At 58.1% G+C, this 19,776-nt stretch carries 20 protein-coding genes; 9 read left to right on the top strand and 11 right to left on the bottom strand.

All coding sequences use genetic code 11. From position 1 onward, the window contains the following. Positions 1-36: 36 nt before the first annotated feature. From B30_RS03150 to B30_RS03160, 3 genes are all read right to left on the bottom strand, one after another. Positions 37-816: an inositol monophosphatase family protein gene (locus B30_RS03150; RefSeq protein ID WP_009570558.1), complete on the bottom strand. Its 780-nt coding sequence runs from the start codon at positions 814-816 to the stop codon at positions 37-39. After that, a complete protein-coding gene (locus B30_RS03155) occupies positions 803-2,149 on the bottom strand; it encodes a TldD/PmbA family protein (protein WP_009570559.1) in 1,347 nt (448 codons plus the stop codon). The genes B30_RS03150 and B30_RS03155 overlap by 14 nt, the downstream gene beginning before the upstream one ends. Before the next feature lie 120 nt (positions 2,150-2,269). Continuing rightward, on the bottom strand, positions 2,270-3,802 hold the full coding sequence (locus B30_RS03160) for a hypothetical protein (protein ID WP_009570560.1): 1,533 nt from the start codon (positions 3,800-3,802) through the stop codon (positions 2,270-2,272). Positions 3,803-3,914: 112 nt separating this feature from the next. Here B30_RS03160 and B30_RS03165 point away from each other — a divergent pair, with 112 nt between their 5' ends. From B30_RS03165 to B30_RS03175, 3 genes are read left to right on the top strand one after another with little or no spacing between them, the layout of a single operon-like run. Further along, a complete protein-coding gene (locus B30_RS03165) occupies positions 3,915-4,670 on the top strand; it encodes an SDR family oxidoreductase (RefSeq protein ID WP_009570561.1) in 756 nt (251 codons plus the stop codon). Beyond that, complete coding sequence (locus B30_RS03170) at positions 4,667-5,281, top strand: enoyl-CoA hydratase/isomerase family protein (protein WP_009570562.1); 615 nt, start codon at positions 4,667-4,669, stop codon at positions 5,279-5,281. Before B30_RS03165 ends, B30_RS03170 begins: the two co-directional genes overlap by 4 nt. Then, positions 5,278-6,453 carry a TIGR03862 family flavoprotein gene (locus B30_RS03175; protein ID WP_009570563.1) on the top strand — a complete coding sequence of 392 codons (1,176 nt, stop codon included), beginning with the start codon at positions 5,278-5,280 and terminating at the stop codon, positions 6,451-6,453. Before B30_RS03170 ends, B30_RS03175 begins: the two co-directional genes overlap by 4 nt. On the opposite strand, the gene B30_RS03180 is transcribed toward B30_RS03175, so the two are convergent. From B30_RS03180 to B30_RS03205, 6 genes are all read right to left on the bottom strand, one after another. Further along, entirely contained in the window at positions 6,437-7,435 is a 999-nt protein-coding gene (locus B30_RS03180) for an LLM class flavin-dependent oxidoreductase (RefSeq protein WP_009570564.1), read from the bottom strand. The two genes, B30_RS03175 and B30_RS03180, sit on opposite strands and share 17 nt — an antisense overlap. Positions 7,436-7,506: 71 nt before the next feature. Beyond that, positions 7,507-8,532 (bottom strand): DNA polymerase III subunit delta, encoded by a 1,026-nt coding sequence (gene holA, locus B30_RS03185; RefSeq protein WP_009570566.1) that lies wholly within the window; start codon positions 8,530-8,532, stop codon positions 7,507-7,509. Beyond that, complete coding sequence (lptE, locus tag B30_RS03190; RefSeq protein ID WP_009570568.1) at positions 8,529-9,026, bottom strand: LPS assembly lipoprotein LptE; 498 nt, start codon at positions 9,024-9,026, stop codon at positions 8,529-8,531. The genes holA and lptE overlap by 4 nt, the downstream gene beginning before the upstream one ends. Continuing rightward, a complete protein-coding gene (gene leuS, locus B30_RS03195) occupies positions 9,013-11,574 on the bottom strand; it encodes a leucine--tRNA ligase (protein ID WP_009570570.1) in 2,562 nt (853 codons plus the stop codon). Before leuS ends, lptE begins: the two co-directional genes overlap by 14 nt. A gap of 133 nt (positions 11,575-11,707) precedes the next feature. Next, entirely contained in the window at positions 11,708-12,277 is a 570-nt protein-coding gene (locus tag B30_RS03200; protein ID WP_009570572.1) for a DUF3576 domain-containing protein, read from the bottom strand. A gap of 141 nt (positions 12,278-12,418) precedes the next feature. After that, the gene (locus tag B30_RS03205; RefSeq protein WP_009570573.1) at positions 12,419-13,633 is read right to left on the bottom strand and encodes a porin; all 1,215 of its coding nucleotides are present in this window, start codon (positions 13,631-13,633) and stop codon (positions 12,419-12,421) included. Between the two features lie 219 nt (positions 13,634-13,852). Here B30_RS03205 and B30_RS03210 point away from each other — a divergent pair, with 219 nt between their 5' ends. After that, on the top strand, positions 13,853-14,509 hold the full coding sequence (locus B30_RS03210) for a YggS family pyridoxal phosphate-dependent enzyme (RefSeq protein ID WP_009570574.1): 657 nt from the start codon (positions 13,853-13,855) through the stop codon (positions 14,507-14,509). 33 nt (positions 14,510-14,542) lie between these two features. Here B30_RS03210 and B30_RS03215 read toward each other — a convergent pair whose 3' ends face one another. Together B30_RS03215 and ribA are read right to left on the bottom strand one after the other, a co-directional pair. After that, a complete protein-coding gene (locus B30_RS03215; RefSeq protein WP_009570575.1) occupies positions 14,543-15,037 on the bottom strand; it encodes a L,D-transpeptidase family protein in 495 nt (164 codons plus the stop codon). Continuing rightward, positions 15,034-16,122, bottom strand: a complete 1,089-nt coding sequence (gene ribA / locus B30_RS03220) for a GTP cyclohydrolase II (RefSeq protein WP_009570576.1) — start codon at positions 16,120-16,122, stop codon at positions 15,034-15,036. Before ribA ends, B30_RS03215 begins: the two co-directional genes overlap by 4 nt. Before the next feature lie 169 nt (positions 16,123-16,291). Between ribA and B30_RS03225 the strand changes: the two genes are divergently transcribed. The 5 genes from B30_RS03225 (at position 16,292) to B30_RS03245 (ending at position 19,775) form a co-directional block, all read left to right on the top strand. Further along, the gene (locus B30_RS03225; protein ID WP_009570577.1) at positions 16,292-16,978 is read left to right on the top strand and encodes a response regulator transcription factor; all 687 of its coding nucleotides are present in this window, start codon (positions 16,292-16,294) and stop codon (positions 16,976-16,978) included. Positions 16,979-17,153: 175 nt separating this feature from the next. Continuing rightward, the gene (locus B30_RS03230; protein ID WP_009570578.1) at positions 17,154-17,942 is read left to right on the top strand and encodes an exodeoxyribonuclease III; all 789 of its coding nucleotides are present in this window, start codon (positions 17,154-17,156) and stop codon (positions 17,940-17,942) included. Between the two features lie 53 nt (positions 17,943-17,995). Then, positions 17,996-18,913 carry a thioredoxin gene (gene trxA, locus B30_RS03235; RefSeq protein ID WP_009570579.1) on the top strand — a complete coding sequence of 306 codons (918 nt, stop codon included), beginning with the start codon at positions 17,996-17,998 and terminating at the stop codon, positions 18,911-18,913. 26 nt (positions 18,914-18,939) lie between these two features. Further along, complete coding sequence (locus tag B30_RS03240) at positions 18,940-19,575, top strand: LON peptidase substrate-binding domain-containing protein (RefSeq protein ID WP_009570580.1); 636 nt, start codon at positions 18,940-18,942, stop codon at positions 19,573-19,575. After that, positions 19,575-19,775, top strand: coding sequence for a Trm112 family protein (locus tag B30_RS03245; RefSeq protein WP_009570581.1), 201 nt, complete (start codon positions 19,575-19,577; stop codon positions 19,773-19,775). The genes B30_RS03240 and B30_RS03245 overlap by 1 nt, the downstream gene beginning before the upstream one ends. The last annotated feature ends 1 nt before the right edge of the window (position 19,776 follow it).

Raw genomic sequence — 19,776 nt, forward strand, 5'->3', positions numbered from 1 at the left:
ATGTTTGTCGTGAACCGCTTTAAGCCAAGTTTGGGTCTATTTCAGGCGGGAAAGAATGCCATTGGCCAAGGCCGGACAGCCCGCCACAATCCCATCGAGTTTCGGCGTAGGTTGATTGAACAGGGGAGTTTTGCCGCGCTGGTCGGTGACTTGCCCGCCAGCCTCGGACACGATCAAACTGCCCGCCGCCACGTCCCATTCCCATGTGCCTCTGAGTGAAAACATCGCATCATATCGACCCTGTGCCACCAGGGAGAGGCGATAGGCCAAGGAGGGGCGGAATTTGTGAACAAACTTTGGTGCGCCGCCGATCCAGTGTTCGTCCCTGAGGTGTTGCCCCGTGGCCAAAACCCGCGCACCGTCCAGATCACAACGCTGGCCCGTGCGCAGAGGTTCGTCATTGAGCCAAGCACCATCGCCCTTGATCGCGGTGAAAAGACGGTCGCGCAGCGGCAAATAGACCGCCGCGGCAATGACCTCCCCCTCTTCGGCAATCGCCAAAGAATGCGCCCAATTGTCATCGCCATGAATGAAACTGCGGGTGCCATCAATCGGATCGACAATGAACACCCGTTCCTTGCCAAGACGTTCCGAGGTGGTGTCCACCGTTTCCTCGGACAACCAGCCATAGTCGGGGCGCTCAGACAACAGATACTCATGCAACATCCGGTCCACGGCCAAATCGGCCTCGGTCACCGGACCTTGCCCGTCGCCCTTGTCCCAAACCTCGGGGTTGGCCTTCCAATAGGGCCGGGCGATCTCTCCCGCATTGCGCGCCGCCTCGATCAAAAGTTCAAGGTCGTCAATCGCCAGCAAGTGTCATCCCTTCCACCAAAAGCGACGGCACGACGCGGCTCAGATGCAGGCGCGCGTCATTGGCCGGGATCAATGTGCCCAACATCTCGCGCAGGTTGCCCGCGATGGTGCATTCGTTGACCGGATAGGCAATCTCGCCGTTCTCAACCCAAAACCCACTGGCCCCGCGCGAATAATCGCCCGTGGTCGGGTTGATCGAAGAACCGATCATATTGGTGACCAAAAGCCCGGTGCCCATGTCGCGGATCAAATCGGCGCGGCTTTGGCTGCCTTGGGTCAGGGCGATGTTGGAGGGCGATGGCGACGGGACTGAGGACACGCCACGCGCCGCGTTGCCGGTGCTTTCCAAGCCCAGTTTGCGTGCTGTTGCCAAGTCCAAAATCCAGGACGCCAAGCGCCCGTTTTCCACCAAGGCGCGCTTTTGTGTGGCCAAGCCTTCAGCGTCAAACAGGCGGGAGGCCGAGGTGCGCGCCCGATGTGGGTCTTCGATCACCGAGAGCGTGGGCGGCAAAACATATTCGCCCATCGCATCGCGTAGCCAGCTTGAGCCGCGTGCCACCGAACTGCCATTGATTGCGGATAAAAGGTGCCCGATCAGCGAAGCGGCGACGCGTTCGTCATAGAGCACGGGGTAGGCACCGGTTTTCGGTTTGCGCGGTCCCATTCGGTCCAAAGTACGCTCTGCCGCAATCCGCCCGATCTCTTCGGGGCTGGGCAGGTCCGCGCCAAAAATCCGACCCTCGCCGCAATAATCGCGTTCCATCCCGGTGCCTGTTCCGGCAATGGCGACACAGGAAATCATCCGATCCGTGCGGCTATAGCCGCCGCTAAACCCGTTGGTTGCGGCCATATGGATGCGGCGCTTGCCGTAGGCTGCGGCGGCGGCGTCAATTTGGGTAATGCCCTCGACGGCCAGCGCCGCGGCCTCGGCGCGCAGGGCATCGTCTTTCAATTGTTCGGGATTTGGGTCGTCAGATGGATCATAAAGCTCCAATGCGGAGGCATCGGTAAGGTCGGTGATTTGCGACGGATCGGCTAGGCCTGCGGTGGGGTCTTCGGGGGCGAGGCGGGCCATTTTGACCGCCCGTTCTGCCATGGTCACAAGCGTCTCCGGGCGCGTATCAGAGGCTGACACACTGGCCTGACGTCGCCCGATCAACACCCTGAGGCCAATGTCCACACCCTCAGATCGTTCCGCATGTTCAAGTGCACCTTGCCGGACATTGATCGACACCGACGTGCCATCAATCGCCATCGCATCGGCGGCGTCCGCGCCTGCGGCTTTGGCCGCCTGTAAAAGCGCCTGCGTCAGATCGGAAAGGTCTTGGGCCATGGGAGTTCCTTTGCTGTCCCTGCGTTTGTTTTGGCGCGCGGGTCTGTCGTCTTTATCATGAGTTAGGCCGCCCGCACTCAAAGCGCAAGCGGCCCATAGATTACGTCGCCTAAAGATAACTCAGAACGGCAGGGGTTGACCGTTGGCCAAGATCGCACCGTCTTCCGTCATCTCAAGATCAGAGACCAATTCACCCTCTTTCTCGCCCGGAAGGGTGAACATGCCAAGCATCATCTGCGCCATCGTGGATTCTTCTTGCGGCAAAATCCCCGAGGCTGTGAGCTTATTGATCAGGTCTGTCACCCCTTTGAGGTTCAGCGACATCGTACCCGCAAATGGTGGCATGCCACCGGGCATGGCGGGTTCCTTATCAAGAAATTTGCCAGCCCCAGTGCCCGCAATCGTGGCCCCTGCGAGCGAGAGGAAAATCTCGGGAATTTCGACGGTGTTGACCGCCATACGCGGGGGGCTGTCCGGCTCCATATTTTCGAGGGCGTTGAAGTCAAACAAATCCATTTTGTTGGTCAAAGTGCCGGCAAAATGTAGTTTCAGCGTCGCCGGATCATGCGGCAACTGGCCAGTCGGGTCTGCGATCATCCATGCAAGCTCTGGCAGCGCAAGTTCCTCAAGTCCAATTTCAAGTTCATAGGCCTGCGGCGCGTCCCCGGCTTTGAGCGGAAACAAAACCCCGGCTGTCATGGAGCCAAGGCCAAATTGAATCTGTTGTCCGGGGATCTGTGCGCCGGCCACGGACACCAACATGTCTTTTGCGTGTGCCGTGTAGCCAACAGCGCCATCGTTCAAAGCGAAGTTCAACGTGCTTGACCCGCTGGTCGATGTCAGTTCCATGTCATCGCCCGCCTCCTCGTCCAACACCCGGATCATTGCCGTGCTCGCACCGGACGACAGATCAATGTCCATGGTCGATCCGCCGATTATAGTTGCAAACGCATCGGCACCTTTTGCGCCGGACAAGGACATTGTGCCAGAACCGCGCAAATCGGTTGCGCTGGTGGCCATTTCGACCGTCGTGCCCTCGGTTTCAAACGGCTCAAACCCATAGGTCATCCGGGCCGCGGTAAAATCCATATCCGATGACAAAGCATCGCCATTGCGCAGCATGGTGTAGCTCCCAACGATCCCTTCGATCGACATGTCAACGCTGGGTTGGAGTGTCACGCCTTCCACCACCGCAGGCGCGCTTTTCATCGTCATGGAGCCGCCATCCATGGTATAGCGCATGTCGTTTTTCACGCCCGACACTTCGGTGACGCCGCCAAAGGTCATGTCGACGCGGGTTTCATAGCCGGGCATGTCCAACATCGGGTTGGCGGGGACGCGGCTGATCGAGGTGATTGGCGCGGTGTATTCGATACCGACCTTGCCACCAGACAGCGCCTGAAAGCGGATTTCACGCGCCGTTGAGATCGTTGAGACTGCCCCGGCCGGGTTGGGGATGTCCATCCCATACACCATGTTGCGCACCACCAAAGTGTCGCCCTCGCGGCTTTCTTCGGCGGTGATGTCCATGCCCATTGCGGCCATCATGGATTGGTAATTCTCCCACACCTCTTCGGGCGTGACATCGGCAAATGCTGGGACCCCAATCAAACAGGTCGAGCTGAGAAAAGTTGCAAAAAGTGTGGAACGCATCAGAAGACTCCTAACAGATGCGCGCACAGTTTCGTGATTTGTCGGCAGGGTCAAGACTGGAACCTTGCGCATCAGCGCCCTAAAGTCGCCCGCGAACATAGGAGAGCAGGTCATGTTGGATTTAACCGGAAAAATCGCGCTTGTGACAGGCGCGAGCCGCGGCATCGGCGAAGCCACCGCGCGGCTTTTTGCCGATGCAGGCGCTAAAGTTGCCCTGCTGGCACGCTCAGAGACCGACATTTGTCGCATCGCGGATGAGATCGGAGAGGCGGCCCTCGCCGTGCCTTGCGATGTCGCGTCTTATAAGGATGTTGACGCTGCGTTGAACAAGGTCGAGGGCACCCTCGGTCCCGTCGACATTCTGATCAACAACGCGGGGGTGATTGACCCGATCGCGCATCTGAGTGAGGCCGATCCAATCGCCTGGGGACAGGTGATCGACATCAATGTCAAAGGCGTGTTTCACATGATGCGCCGCGTTGTCCCGTCGATGGTGGCGCGTGGTGGCGGGACGGTTCTGACCATCTCGTCGGGTGCGGCCCATAATCCGGTCGAGGCCTGGAGCGCCTATTGCACCTCCAAAGCCGGTGCGGCCATGCTCACATCCATGCTCGATCACGAAGAACGCGTTCATGGTATTCGGGCCATGGGCCTGTCGCCCGGCACCGTTGCGACCCAAATGCAGCGGGACATTAAAGCCTCGGGTGTGAACCCGGTCAGTCAACTCGACTGGTCGGTCCATATCCCGGCTGATTGGCCCGCGCGTGCTTTGCTTTGGATGTGTGGACCAGAGGCGGATCTTCACTTGGGACAGGAACTGAGCCTGCGCGATGACGCGTTTCGGCGCATATTAGGATTGATCACATGATAGACCTGAAGCAAGACGGCGCGTTTTGGGTTGTGACCCTAAACCGGCCTGAAAAGGCCAATTCTCTCACTTCTGAGATGTTGTCACGTCTGATTAACATTGCCGATGAGGCACAGGGAGCTGCCAAGGTTTTGGTCCTCACCGGTGCGGGCAAAGTGTTTTCTGCCGGGGCCGATTTGGATGAGGCGCGTGCGGGTCTTGCGACCTCGCCGTTGTGGGAAGAGTTGTCTGGCCGCATCGCCGCGTTGCCCTGTCTCACCATTGCCGCGTTGAACGGCACACTGGCGGGTGGGGCCTTTGGCATGGCTCTGGCCTGTGACATGCGAATTGCGGACCCGGCGGCGAAATTCTTTTACCCGGTGATGAAACTGGGCTTTTTGCCACAACCGTCTGATCCAAAACGCTTGGCCAATTTGATTGGGCCTGCTCGGTCGAAAATGATCCTGATGGCCGGGCAAAAAATCACCTCTGAGGCGGCGCTGTCTTGGGGGCTTGTGGATCGTCTGATCCCCGCCGCCGATCAAGCTGAGGCCATCGTCGCCCTTTCAGAGGCGGCGCTGGCCGCCACATCTGATCATATCGCAGGTATCAAAGGTTTGATCCCGGCGTGACGACGCACACCCAAATCGACGCGCTGGTTGTGGGCGCCGGCCCGGCGGGGCTGATGGCCGCAGAGGTGATCTCTGCGGCGGGATTTTCCGTGTGTGTGGCGGAGGCCAAGCCGTCTCCGGCGCGCAAATTTCTCATGGCAGGGAAATCGGGTCTGAACCTGACCAAAAACGAACCGCTGGCGCCCTTCCTTGCCGCCTATGATCCCATCCCCGACAGGCTGCGCGATGCGTTAACTGCGTTCGGACCTGACCAGGTGATCACATGGGCCGAGGGGCTTGGCCAAGAGATGTTCACCGGCTCCTCGGGTCGGGTGTTCCCGAAGGTGATGAAGGCTTCGCCCCTTTTGCGTGCATGGCTGTCGCGGCTGGATGCTCAGGGCGTCGAGCTGCGTCGAAACTGGCGCATGACCGCCCTCGGTGATGAGGTGTGCTTTGACACGCCGCAAGGCGCGGAACAGGTCAATGCGAAAGCTGTCGTTTTGGCGCTTGGTGGGGCGAGTTGGGCCAGATTAGGGTCGAATGGCGCTTGGACGGATTTCGTGTCTCCCTATGTTGCACTGGCTCCTTTCATGGCCTCCAATGTCGGGATTTTGCGCGGTTGGAGCCTGCATATGACCCGCTATTTTGGCGCACCACTCAAAGGTGTAAGCCTGACCTCTGGGGAGTATTCGACACGCGGCGAATGCGTAATTTCGGCGCAAGGGCTTGAGGGCGGCGGCATTTATGCGATCACGCGCGGGTTGCGCGCAGGCGCGCCTTTGCGGATTGATCTCTTGCCGGACTGGTCGGAAGATCGGGTAAAACAGACCCTAATCCAGCGCAAAACAAAGGAAACCCTCACCACATTCCTCAAACGCGCCTTCCGCCTTCCGCCAGAAAAGGTTGCTTTGATGATGGAATGCGCCGGGCCAAAACCCAGCGATCTTTACGCGGCTCTCAAACATTTTGAGATCACCGACATTCGCCTGCGGTTGATGGACGAGGCGATTTCCACCGCAGGCGGCGTGCGGTTTGACAGTCTCACCGATGACCTCGCGGCCAAGTCCCGCCCGGACTTGTTTTTCGCGGGCGAGATGTTGGATTGGGATGCGCCAACGGGCGGCTATCTTTTGACCGCATGTTTGGCGACGGGCCGCCGCGCGGGGCTTGGTGTGCTCAGAGCTCTTTCATAACCTCGGCGGCGATCTCAAAGGACTTGAGCCGTGCTGTGTGATCGTGAATATTGCCGGCGATGATGATTTCATCCGGTTTATAGCGCGCGATCATCGCCGCCAATTGATCCCGTACCATCGGCTTTGTTCCCGTGGCGGAGACGGCAAAAATTGCCTCAAGCTGTGGCAAAAACTGACGCGGTACGACGCTTGCCACATCTTTGACCGGGCGGGGCAATTTGCCCGGTTTGCCCATGCGCAGATTGGCGAACGTCTGCATCATCGACGAGCGGATAAACAGTGCCTCCTCCGCCGTTTCAGCGGCAAACACATTGGTCGCCAACATGAAATGTGGCTTTTCGAGATGTTCGGAAGGCTGGAACATCCCGCGATAAATCTCAATCGCCTGTTCCAGCGCGGCCGGAGCAAAATGCGAGGCAAAAGCATAGGGTAGGCCCAAAATGGCGGCCAATTCTGCGCCATAGGTCGACGAGCCCAGCATCCAAACCGGCACATGGGTGCCCGTGCCCGGAAAGGCGCGCACCGCCGCCGTCTCCGGCATATCTCCGAGATAGGCGATCACCTCCTGAACATCCTGCGGGAAGGTTTCGCCATTAGCATGTCCAGGCGTCAGGTTGCGCCGAAGTGCCCGTGCGGTGGGCATATCCGTGCCGGGCGCACGCCCCAGGCCCAGATCAATCCGATCGCCATAGAGGGCTTGTAACGTGCCAAAGGCCTCCGCCACTTGCAAGGGCGCGTGGTTCGGCAACATGATCCCACCGGAGCCGATCCGCATGGTTTTGGTGGCGTTTGCGATATGGCCGATCACCACCGCCGTCGCGGCAGAGGCAATCCCCGGCATGTTGTGATGTTCAGCCAACCAATAGCGGTTGTAGCCCCAGCCTTCGGCGTGTTGCGCCAGATCGACACTGTTCTTCAATGCGTCAGAGGTGGGTGTGCCATCGGGCACGGGGGCGAGGTCGAGAAGGGAATAGGGGATCATGTGCGGCTCCTTTGCTCACCATGTGGGGCGTTTCGAGCCGGTTCCAAGCGTCTCAGCCTGACCGATTTCGCTCACCGCCGTTGCGCCAGCATGGCAAGACGGATCAAGGCCCGTTCCATCACCGCCATGGTCGGGGCGCGTGAAGACGAGCGCAGGGTCAGATCGGTATCGGTCAAAATACCCAAGGCAGTCTCAAGTTTATACACACCCCAGCCCTGTGCCTGCCGGGTCATACGCTCGCGGCGTGGGCCAAAAATCGGCGGACGGGCGCGGGCAATGCCGGAGGCCGCACCGCCGGGATCAGACGCCGCCGCATGAAGCGCGCGAAAATGGCGCATGGTGAAAATCGAGAGGGCGACCGGATCAATGCCCTGTCCCTCGATCTTGATCATCAACGGGCCAAGCTCGGGCGTGCGCCCCTCAGCGACGATATTCAAAACATCATCCACCTCCGCCTCAGAGGTCGCGGGGGCGCAATTTTGCACATCCTCGCTGGACACGGGGGACGGGTCACTGAGCTTATAAAGTGACAGTTTCTCAAGCGTTTGACGGAAATCTCCGGGGTCGATGCTGCGCGACAAGGCCTCGATGTCGACCATCGCCTCGCGGGAAATGTCCTGTACACCTGCCTTTTTCAACGTCGCTTCGATCTCTGCGCGCGACGGAGGGTCGGCATAAATCGCAACGCAATAGGCGCTTGGATGGCCTTCAAACAATTTGCGCAGTTTCGACGTGGCTTTCAGGCTCCCGGCTGTGACAATCACCTGTGCATCGCCTTCGCGCCAATCAAACAGCGCCTCTTTCATCGCATCGGCCACTTGGTCGGTTGCGTCTTCGACAAAGGCGACACGGGGGCCGGGGAAAAACCCTTGGGCCTTCATCGCATCCATCAACATGGCTTTGTCTTTACGCATCTCCGCACCCGACATCCGGGTCAGGCGCATTTCCTCTTCGCCTTGTGGGCCGATGAGGGCTTCAATCACTTCTTGCCGACGCAGCGCGATCCGCATCGCATCCGGCCCATAGAGCAAAAGCCCGGCCTTTTTCGGGTCGGGCTTGGCAAAATATCCAATCGCATCGCGGGGCGAGAGTTTCATTTCTGCATCTCGACGGTGGTGATGAGTTTGCTGACCATTTGATCCGCCAAGATCACCATCAGCCGCTCATAAGCATCGCGGGGGGCGGTGATCGCATCGACGGTCGAGCCGGTGGCGGAATAGGCGGTGAAGCTGGACACGTCGCTTTTGGTCAAGACGCGTTCGGTTTGAATTTCGGTCAGGGTAAAGCTGACTTTGCCTTCAATGTGATAGCGGGTGATTTCCTGATCGCGGGTCAGGCCAATGGCATGTTCCGTGGTCGAGATGTCATAGCTCAATCGATACAGCGGCGCGGTTGTCGGGCCAAATACGGTGCTAAGACGATTGACCAGAGCATAGCTTTCACGATCCGATGGCGCGTCCACATCGACCTGACCACGCAGCGCAGCCGCAGTGCCGCCGGGCGCATAGGCGGGGGAAAATCCGCATCCGGCCACCGCCCCCAAAGAGGCGATGGCGGAGATCAGGAAAGTGCGGCGATCAAACAACGACATTGACGATGCGGCCCGGGACAACAATGAGTTTTTTCGGAGACCCTCCATTGAGCGCCTTTTTCACAGCATCGTTTTCCAAGACCAGCTTTTCAACCTCTTCTTTCGGCATATCCTTCGGAACGGTGATTTCGTCACGCCGTTTGCCGTTGATTTGAATCGGCAGGGTCACGTTGTCCTCGACCAACATCGCCTCATCGGGGATCGGCCAAGGGGCCTTGGTCACCAAACCTTCGCCGCCCAAAAGCGCCCACATTTCCTCGGCCACATGCGGTGTCATTGGCGACATCAGTTGGGCCAGGGTTTTGAGGGCAAAGCGTTTCGCTTCGCGCCCGGCTTTGGATTTGGCAATGGTGTTGGTGAAACCATAGAGTTTGGCGATGGAGGCGTTAAAGCCAAAGGACTCGATGCCTTGGGTGACCTCCAACATGGCTTTATGTGCGCTCCGGATCAGATCCTCGTTGCCTTGGCCCTGTTCCGGGGTTTCACCCAATTCCGCCGCCAAGCGATAGACCCGCGCGAGGTGTTTGGACGACGCCTCCGCTCCTGATGCGGTCCATTCCACGTCCCGTTCGGGAGGTGAGTCGGACAACACAAACCAACGCGCCGTGTCGGCCCCGTATTGTTTGATGATCTCGACCGGATCGACCACGTTGTTTTTCGATTTCGACATTTTGGCGGAAGGGATCACATTGACCCGCTCGCCTGTCTCTTTGACAAACACGCCGCCGTCGCGCTCTTCGACCTCTTCGGGGTAGTGATAGATCGTACGATCATGCGGGCCTTTGCGTTCGGCATTCTCGTAGATCGCGTGGGTCACCATGCCTTGGGTGAACAGCGCGTTGAACGGTTCGCGCGACTTGTCCGGCAAATGTCCGGTCTCGTTCATCGCGCGGGCGAAAAACCGCGAATACAACAGGTGCAAAATCGCGTGTTCAATCCCGCCGATATACTGATCGACATTCATCCAATACTCCGCATCCTCGGCCACGGTTGGCGTGGTGGCGCGCGGCGCGGTGAAGCGGGCGTAATACCAGGAACTGTCGACAAACGTGTCCATCGTGTCGGTCTCGCGCAACGCATCTGCACCGCATTTCGGACAGGCGCAGTTGCGCCATGTCGGGTGGCGATCCAGCGGATTGCCCGGTTTGTCAAAACTGACATCGTCGGGCAGCTCAATCGGCAGGTTCTCTTTTTTCTCCGGCACAACACCGCAGGCCTCGCAATGCACGACGGGGATCGGACAGCCCCAATAGCGTTGCCGCGACAGGCCCCAATCGCGCAGGCGGTACTTGGTCACGCCATGACCGACGCCATTGGCTTCACAGAACGCGATGGCCGTGTTCACGCCCTCGTCGCCGGTTTGAACCGCGTCCCCTGCAAAGCCGCGCAGATAGCGCACAGTGTCGGATTTCAGCGGCGTGTAGGCCTCCGAGGTGTTCAACTCGTCTTTAACCGGTTCAAACACATAATGGATCGGTAGGTCGTATTTGGTGGCAAATTCAAAGTCGCGTTGATCATGCGCCGGACAGCCAAAAATTGCGCCTGTGCCGTAATCCATCAAGATGAAGTTGGCGATATAGACCGGCAATTCCACCGCGGTATCAAACGGATGGCGCACGGTCAGTCCGGTGTTAAAACCAAGTTTCTCAGCCGTTTCAATCGCCTCTTCGGTGGTGCCGCCTTTGCGGCATTCTTCGCAAAACGCGGCGATCTCTGGATTGGTGTCAGAGAGGTGTTTCGCCAGCGGATGATCGGCGGAGATGCCCACGAAGGACGCGCCCAGCAACGTGTCGGGGCGGGTGGTGTAGACTTCGATGCGATCATGAGTGTCCGGGCCATCCACCAGAGAGAAGGCAAATTGCAGTCCGCGCGATTTGCCGATCCAGTTTTTCTGCATGGTTTTGACCTTGTCCGGCCACTGATCCAGATGGTCAATCGCCTGCAACAGGTCTTCGGAATAATCGGAGATTTTAAAGAACCACTGGGTCAATTCGCGCCGCTCGACCAACGCACCAGACCGCCAACCGCGCCCGTCCTCGACCTGCTCGTTCGCCAAAACCGTCATATCCACCGGGTCCCAGTTGACCACCGCGTTTTTGCGGTAAACCAGACCCTTGGCCAGCATGTCGATGAACATCGCCTGCTGTTGGCCGTAATATTCCGGGTCACAGGTGGCAAACATCCGGGTCCAGTCGATTGACAGGCCCAGCGGTTTCATCTGATCGACCATCGTGTCGATATTGGCGTAGGTCCATGTTTTCGGATGCCCGCCCGACGCCATCGCGGCATTTTCCGCCGGCATGCCAAAAGCGTCAAACCCCATCGGGTGCAACACATTGTGCCCGGTCGAGGATTTGTAACGCGCCACAACATCACCCATCGTGTAATTGCGCACGTGACCGATATGAATGCGCCCCGATGGGTAGGGGAACATCTCAAGCACATAGTATTTCGGCCGGGTCTCATCGCGCGTGGCGAGAAACACCTCGGCCTCATCCCAGGCCTGTTGCCATTTCGGTTCGATCTCACTTGGCGCGTAGCGGCTCATGCGGGTGTCCTTTGGATGGTCAGTCAAACGCCGAGCCATTCAGGCCCGGCGTGGTCGCAAATGTCATAAAACGTTGGTGGCTTGGGGTCCAGAGGCGATCAAATCACATGGACCTGCAACATGGATCTGTTGGTCATTTGCCAGAGCGCAACTGACGCGCGCGGGTCAGAATGGCGTCTTCGACGGCGTGAATGGTTTCTTGGCTGACCGCGCCGCCCTTGGTGTAAAGCGATATGTTCAGCGTGCGCGCGTCAAGCGCCGGATCGGTGACATGGATCACCGCACGGTAAGCGCGTCCGCCACCCGGAGGGGTGCCATAGCCGGTGATGATCACACCGGTGAACGGATCGGCCTCTTGCACGGGCAAAAAGGACAAAACATCCAAAGCGGCGTTCCAGATGTATTTGTTGACCTGAACTTTGTCTTCAACCGACCCACGCCCGCCGCCAAAAATGGTGCGGCGTTTGGATTGTTCGATGACAATGGTCTCGCCGTTGAGGATTTCGACAGCCTGACCTGTGGATTTGGTGTCGATGACCTCACCCTCATCCGAGGTGGTCACTTTCGGCCCGCCCGAAAACGGACCGGACCCAATGGAGCCCGCGCTGCCACCAAAAGAGCCAAAGCTGTCAAACCCGCCACAGCCCGCAAGCGTCAGAGTTGCGGCACAGGCGGTGATCAAAACAAAGGTACGGCGAAACATCAAAGGCTCCTCTTAAGGTATCGCGGCAACCGTATCGCTCGCCGGGAAAAGGAACAAGGCCTTCAATGTGTAAAAGCGATGAGACAAAAGGAAAGGGCCGCCCCGAAGGGCGGCCCTTAAGAATTTCAATTCCGTCAGAAATTAGAACTTGAAGGACAGAGCCAGAGTGGCGCCGGAGTTCAGCTCGTAGCCGCCAACACCAGTGTCGATGTCATCGGTGGATTCTGCAGCAACCGAGTTCGCATCAGCATAAGAGGCGAGGAAAGATGCGCCGCCGCCGAGGTCGTATTCAGCCACGACGTAGGCTGCGAAGTCGTTGTCGTTACCGAAGGCGCCAGTGGAACCATCGTCGTCGCCGTCAATGTAACCAGCGGTCACAACCAGACCGGAACCGAAGTCGTATGCGCCTTCGATGGCGTACTCAGCTTCGCCGAGAACTTCTTCGTAGTAAGCGGCAACGGTGATCGGGCCGTCGGAGTAGTCCACGGACACGCCGTAAGCATCGTCTTCGGTCACGGTCGAGTCGTCAAAGTCGTAGGAGACGTAGTAAGCGCCGAGGGTTACCGGGCCAACCGGATAGGACACGTCGATACCAAAGCCGGTGGCAACGTCAGAGTAATCCATGTAGGTCAGGTTGAAGTCAGCGCCTGCAAAGATCGCGCCGAGGTTCAGCGCAATCATGTCTTCTTCGGTGGCGGTTACAGCAGCTGCGGATGCGATGCCACTAGCGTCAAAAGCAACGTCTTCTGCGTAAAGCAAGCCAGCGTTGAACATGCCGAAGTCGTAGCCCAAAGCGACTTGGCTGTAGTGGAACTCGCCGTTGGTTTTGTCGGTGGCGGGGGTAACAGTGCCATCAAACACGTCTTGATCGACGAGAATGGAAGACGCAGCGATGGACAGGCCAGCATATTCTGCGGTTACCAAGAGGCCACCAGTAGCGTCTGCGCCACCGGAGAAGTAACCTTCGTAATCGTCAGCGGCGTCGGCCGGAGCGAAAAGGTCGTTGTCATACAGAGTCGACACACCTTTGAAGGAGGCATATGCGGTGTCAACGTCGCCGAAGGACAGGGTGAACATGTCATTGGACAGCGACAGAACCCAGTCAGAGGAGTCAACAGTGCCCATGCTGAAAGTGTCGTCATCACCGCTTTCCAGGTCGATGTCGAGTTTAGCAGAAGCGGTCCAGCCGTTGTTCAGCTCTTGAGAGAGGTTCACATAGAGGCCGGCATCGTAGTAGAAGCCGTCTTCAAAATCGTCGTTGTAGCCGATTTCTGCGTCACCAGACCAGGTGACTTCAGCGGAAGCGGCGCCTGCGAGCAGAGCGATCGCTGCGGAGGAGAGAAGAATCTTTTTCATTTTTTGCCCTCGTGGAATTTTTGAGTATCAGGCATGCCGGCTAACCCGACACATGGGCATTGAAATGCGCCGAGATGGGTTTTGGGTCAAGCAAACGCACTCTTGGTTGGTCAGCTCTGCCAAAAATGATGCAACTTCGCCACACACCTGTTGCATGGGGGGTGAGACCCGCCTTATGAAACCCAATGAGAGTGGGTGGTTACGCCGAAGGGGACAGATATGGGATTGGCCGAAATCAAACAGCGGATTGTCGACGAAGCCACGCGCTGTGGCCGCAATCCGCAGGATGTGTGTCTGATTGCTGTGTCGAAAGTCCAGCCGGATGACCGAGTCGTCGCGGTGTTGGAACAGGGGCATCGGGTTTTTGGTGAAAACAAGGTGCAGGAGGCGGCGGGCAAATGGCCGGGTTTTAAGGAACGTTTTGCCGGAGTGGAGTTGCATCTGATCGGTCCGTTGCAAACCAACAAGGCGCGGCAAGCGATGGAGCTTTTTGATGTGATCCAGACGTTGGATCGCCTGAAATTGGCCAAAACCATTGCGCGTCTGGCGGAGGAGACCGGTGCCTGTCCGCGACTTTATATACAGGTGAACACCGGGGCCGAGCCGCAAAAGGCGGGTGTGTTGCCCGAAGAGGCTGATGCGTTTATCAAAGAGTGTCGCGATTTGGGCCTGTCAATTGAGGGGCTGATGTGCATCCCGCCCGCCGATGAAGAACCGTCTTTGAACTTTGCTTTGCTGGCCAAAATCGCCAAGCGCAACGGGATCAAAGGTCTGTCGATGGGCATGTCCGGGGATTTCGAAACCGCGATTGCCCAAGGGGCGACGCATGTGCGGGTTGGCTCCGCGATCTTTGGCGAGCGGGCCTATGAGGTCTGACTGTTGTGTATTTAGGCTGCAATGAAGGCAGGCTTAGCGGACAATCAACCGGGTCGCGGGACTGATCCGCTCTGCGATCCATCGCAGATGATCGGCGCGAAAGGCAACGCAGCCCTCGGTTGGATGGCGCGGTTTGCGCCAACGGTGGATGAAAATCGCCGAGCCTTTGCCGGGGGTTGCCTCTGGCCAATTCCAATTTGTGGTGAGCACCAGATCATACAAACGGTCGCCCCGGCGCATTTTTTCATGGCTGGCTTTGAACGGCGCGCGCACCAAATGATTGTAGCGGGGGTGATCCGTGGCATCGCACCACAGGTCGCCGATGCGGATTTCGGTGCCATTCAGCGCGGGCACCCGGTCCGCTCTATAATAGAGTTCCGCGATCTCATGGGGGCCAATCGGCGTGCCGCCGTCGCCTTCGCGCTTGTTGGCAACAATGCCTCCCTTGCCGATGGAACAGGGGAACCGGCGTCCCATGAACCGCGCACCCCACCGGGTGATGACCAGATCGCGTGGGGTTGGCTTCATAGTAAATGCCCGGATTTTTTCGCCTTGGTGGCCAGATAGGCGGTGTTGAACCGGTTTTCACCCACCATAAGCGGCACGCGTTCGGCCACGGTGATCCCCTGTTCCTCCATGCGCGCGACCTTGGCGGGGTTGTTGGTCAAAAGGCGAACGGTGGAAAATCCCATCTCTTTGAGGATCGCGGCGCCAATACGGAAATCGCGTTCGTCATCCTCGAAGCCAAGCCGGTGGTTGGCCTGTACCGTATCAAATCCTTGGTCCTGCAATGAGTAGGCACGCATTTTGTTGGCGTGACCAATGCCGCGGCCCTCTTGGTTGAGGTAGAGCAACACACCCGCGCCGACCTCGCCCATTTGTGCCAGAGCCGTGTTCAATTGCGGTCCGCAATCGCATTTGAGCGACCCAAACAGGTCGCCGGTGAAACAGGCCGAATGCAGTCTCGCCAAAACGGGTTGGCCGCGATCCGGGCGGCCAATTTCGACGGCAAAATGTTCCTCGCCGCCGTCATCTGGGCGAAACACATGCACACGTCCGGCCTCCGAGGCGACCAGTGGCACGCGGGCATGAACCACGTCATGCAGGGGCGCAAGATCGGCCATGAACGGCATGGCTTGGCCCACCGGGATCACAGTCAGGCCGTTCTGGGCCGCGAGGTCCAAGGCGTTTTCGACCTCGACCAAGATCGCGGCGGGCAAGAGGCGTGCCGATTTGGCCAAAGCAATCGCGGCCCGCGCCGCCGTTGCATCGCCGCCGCGCGCTGATTGAAACGGGCCTTTCATCGGATGGGTCAGATCGTCGGCAGGGTCTGCGACTGCCTCAATCCAAGTCACATCTACGTCTTTCGGTAGGATCAGCCGTGCCAGATCGCCATCGTAAGCGCGCGCATTTAATGTTTCGGCCCGTCGTGCCGTGATCGCCAAATGCGCCGTGCCAAGCGAGGCGAGATCCGCAAGCCGCGCAGCCGAGACCCCTTCGGCGGCCACGGCAAGTGCTGCACCAGAGGTGGTTTGCAAGACCACAGGTACGCCCATCCGCAAATCCGCGCGGGCGCGGGCGACACGTTCGGCAAGGGAGGGGGCTAGGCTCATCGGGGCAATCCAGAGTGATTTCAGACCCTTCATGTAGCGATCTTTGACATAAAGTGAAACATTTCCGGTGAATTTGACACGCTTGCGTGAGCACAGTGTTGCAAATCTTGTCGAAGCGGACAGGCGAGCGCACATCACAGTCAAGACACAAACAAAGGAGGTCACTGTGATGGCCACTCTCAAAAAGATTCTGCTTGTTGATGATGATGACGATCTGCGCGAAGCGCTGAGCGAACAGCTTGTCATGACTGAAGATTTCGATGTGTTCGAAGCCGACAGTGGTGCTTCCGCCATGGAGCGCGCCAAGGAGGGGCATTATGACCTCATCATGTTGGATGTTGGCCTGCCGGACACGGATGGGCGCGAGCTGTGCAAACGCCTGCGCAAATCCGGGGTGAAAGCGCCGATCCTGATGCTCACCGGCCATGACACCGACGCCGACACCATTCTGGGCCTTGATTCCGGCGCCAATGATTATGTGACCAAACCGTTCAAATTTCCGGTGCTTTTGGCTCGTATCCGCGCCCAATTGCGCACCCATGAACAATCTGAGGCGGCTGTGTTCCAGCTTGGGCCATATACGTTCAAACCAGCGCAAAAGATGCTTGTCACCGAAGATGACAAGAAAATCCGTCTGACGGAAAAAGAGACCAACATCCTCAAATTCCTCTATCGGGCCACCGAAGGCGTCGTTGCCCGCGATGTGTTGTTGCATGAGGTTTGGGGCTACAACGCCGGGGTGACCACGCACACGCTGGAAACCCATATTTACCGGCTGCGGCAGAAAATCGAACCCGATCCCTCGAATGCGCGGTTGTTGGTGACCGAATCCGGTGGCTACCGCTTGGCGTCCTAACCCGACGAAGCGAAAGCCCCACATCAAGCCCCTGCGCATCGGGGATCGGATGCGCGTTCCCTCTCCCTCGTTCCTCTGGCCCGGCTGATCTCAGTCGGGCCTTTTTGCACGTCTTTCGGGTGGCGTCCGGCGGTTCTGCGCTTTAGCTTTGGGCAAACCCAACGAGGACCCCGATATGCCGTTCACCCTTGCCACCTGGAACATCAACTCCGTCCGCCTGCGCGAATCCATCGTCTGTAAGCTTCTCGAAGAGGAAGCGCCCGATGTGCTTTGTTTGCAAGAATGCAAATCCCCGGTCGATAAAATCCCGATGGATCAGTTTCGCGCCCTTGGATACACCCACATGGTTGCGCGCGGACAAAAGGGCTATAACGGTGTTGCGATCCTCTCGAAGCTGCCGCTGGTGGATGCGGGGGGCGAAGACTACGCCAGCTTAGGCCACGCTCGCCATGTTGCCGCCACGTTGGAAAACGGTGTGACGATCCACAATTTCTATGTGCCTGCAGGGGGCGATGTGCCGGATCGCGAGGTCAACGAAAAATTCGGGCAAAAGCTCGATTACCTCACCGAGGTGCGCGATGCGTTTCACGCCAATCGGCCGGAAAAATCCATTCTCGTTGGCGATTTGAACATCGCGCCGCGTGAGGATGATGTGTGGAACCACAAGAACCTGTTGAAAATCGTGTCGCACACGCCGATCGAGGTCAAACATTTGGCGGAAACACAGGAGTCTGGCAAGTGGGTCGACATCACCCGCCAAGATATTCCCGAAGGCCTTTTGTATAGCTGGTGGTCCTATCGCGCCAAGGATTGGGATGAGGCCGATAAAGGCCGTCGTCTGGATCACGTCTGGGCCACGTCGGATATTGCCAATGCCGGGCATGGGTCGCGTGTGCTGCGCGCCGCGCGGGGATGGGAGAAACCATCGGATCATGCGCCCGTATTCGCCACCTTCGACCTTTAATTTTCAGCACATAAAGCGCATATAGGGTCAAGCAAGCAGATAAGGGAGACCACATGATGGATCTGGGTCTAACAAACACCACCGCGACCACCCCGGATGCGGGCAGCTATGTCAAAGACGTCACAGAGGCCGATTTCATGGCCGAGGTGATCGACGCCTCGCAAGAGGTCCCTGTGATCGTGGATTTTTGGGCACCTTGGTGCGGTCCGTGCAAAACGCTTGGTCCGGCTTTGGAGGCGGCTGTGAACGCCGCCGGTGGCAAGGTCAAAATGGCCAAGGTCAACGTCGATGAAAACCAAATGATCGCGGGTCAGATGCGTGTGCAATCCATTCCCACCGTCTATGCCTTTTTCAAAGGTCAGCCGGTTGATGGCTTTCAAGGCGCGTTGCCTCCGTCGCAAATCGCTGAGTTTGTAAAGAAAACCGCCGATCTTGCGGGAGATGGCGGGCTGGCCGATGCCGTGGCTGCCGCTGACGAGATGTTTGATCTCGGCGAGATTGACGATGCGGCGCAAACCTACGCGGCCATCCTTGAAGAAGACCCAAACCTCGCCGCCGCCTTCGCCGGTCTCGCCAAATGTCATATCGCCAAAGGCGAGATTGATGAGGCCGAGGCGGTGCTTAACGGGATGCCCGCAGAGCTTGCCCACACGGCCGTGATTGAGGGCGTTCATGCCCAGATCGCACTGGCGCGTGAGGCCGAAAATGCCGGTCCTGTCGCCGAATTGACCGCAAAAGTCGAAGCCGATCCCACGGATATGCAGGCGCGTTTGGACCTTGCTGTTGCTTTGCACGCCAATGGCCAAATTGAAGAATCTGTCGATACGTTGTTGGCCGCGTTCAAATTGGATCGCGACTGGAACGAGGGCGCGGTCAAAGAACAATTGTTCAAGATTTTCGACAGTCTCAAACCAAACGATCCCATTGTTTTGGCCGGGCGTCGTAAATTGTCCTCGATCATATTTGCCTGATCGGTTTGGTGCTCTAGGTTAGAGCCATGATAACAGCCGCCGATCTTCCCAAAACCATTGCGATTTTCCCGCTGACCGGGGCGCTTTTGCTGCCCCGGTCTCGGCTGCCGCTACATATCTTTGAGCCGCGGTATTTGCAGATGATCGAAGATTGCATGAAAACTCCGACCCGTTTGATCGGCATGGTCCAGCCCCGCAGCGGGGCAGGGGAGGGCAAGCTCAATTCCATCGGTTGCGCTGGCCGGCTCACCGGGTTTTCCGAAACCGAAGATGGTCGCTACATGATCACCCTGTCCGGTATCTCGCGCTTTCGTTTGGGCCAAGAGAGCACCGGGTTTTCGCCCTACCGGAAGTTCGATGTCCATTGGGCGGATTTTGCCGCCGATCTTGGCCCTGCCGAACATGATCCCTGTCTGGATCGTCGGCATTTTATTTCCCTGCTGCGTCGGTATTTTGACGAAGAGGATTTGCGCACCGATTGGGAAAATCTGGGCCGCGCCGAAGATGAGTTGTTGATCAATTCCCTGTCCATGCTCTGTCCCTTTGGCTGTGAGGACAAACAGGCGCTTTTAGAGGCACCGTCTCTTTCCACCCGGCGTGAAACTCTGATAACCTTGATTGAATTCGCTCTCAGAGGCGGCAACAACGAGGATATGATGTAATGGACGCCCCATCCGAACCGCAAACGCCGCTGTTTGATCGCCGCATGTTGGAGGCGCTTGTCTGTCCACAGACCCATGCGACGCTGATCTATGATGCGGAGGCGCAGGAATTGATTTCCAAAACTGCAGGTCTTGCCTATCCGATCCGCAACGGCATCCCGATCATGCTGGTCTCGGAAGCGCGCAAAATCGACGCCTGAG

The organism is Celeribacter baekdonensis B30 (assembly GCF_000299875.1).
Lineage (GTDB): Bacteria > Pseudomonadota > Alphaproteobacteria > Rhodobacterales > Rhodobacteraceae > Celeribacter > Celeribacter baekdonensis_A.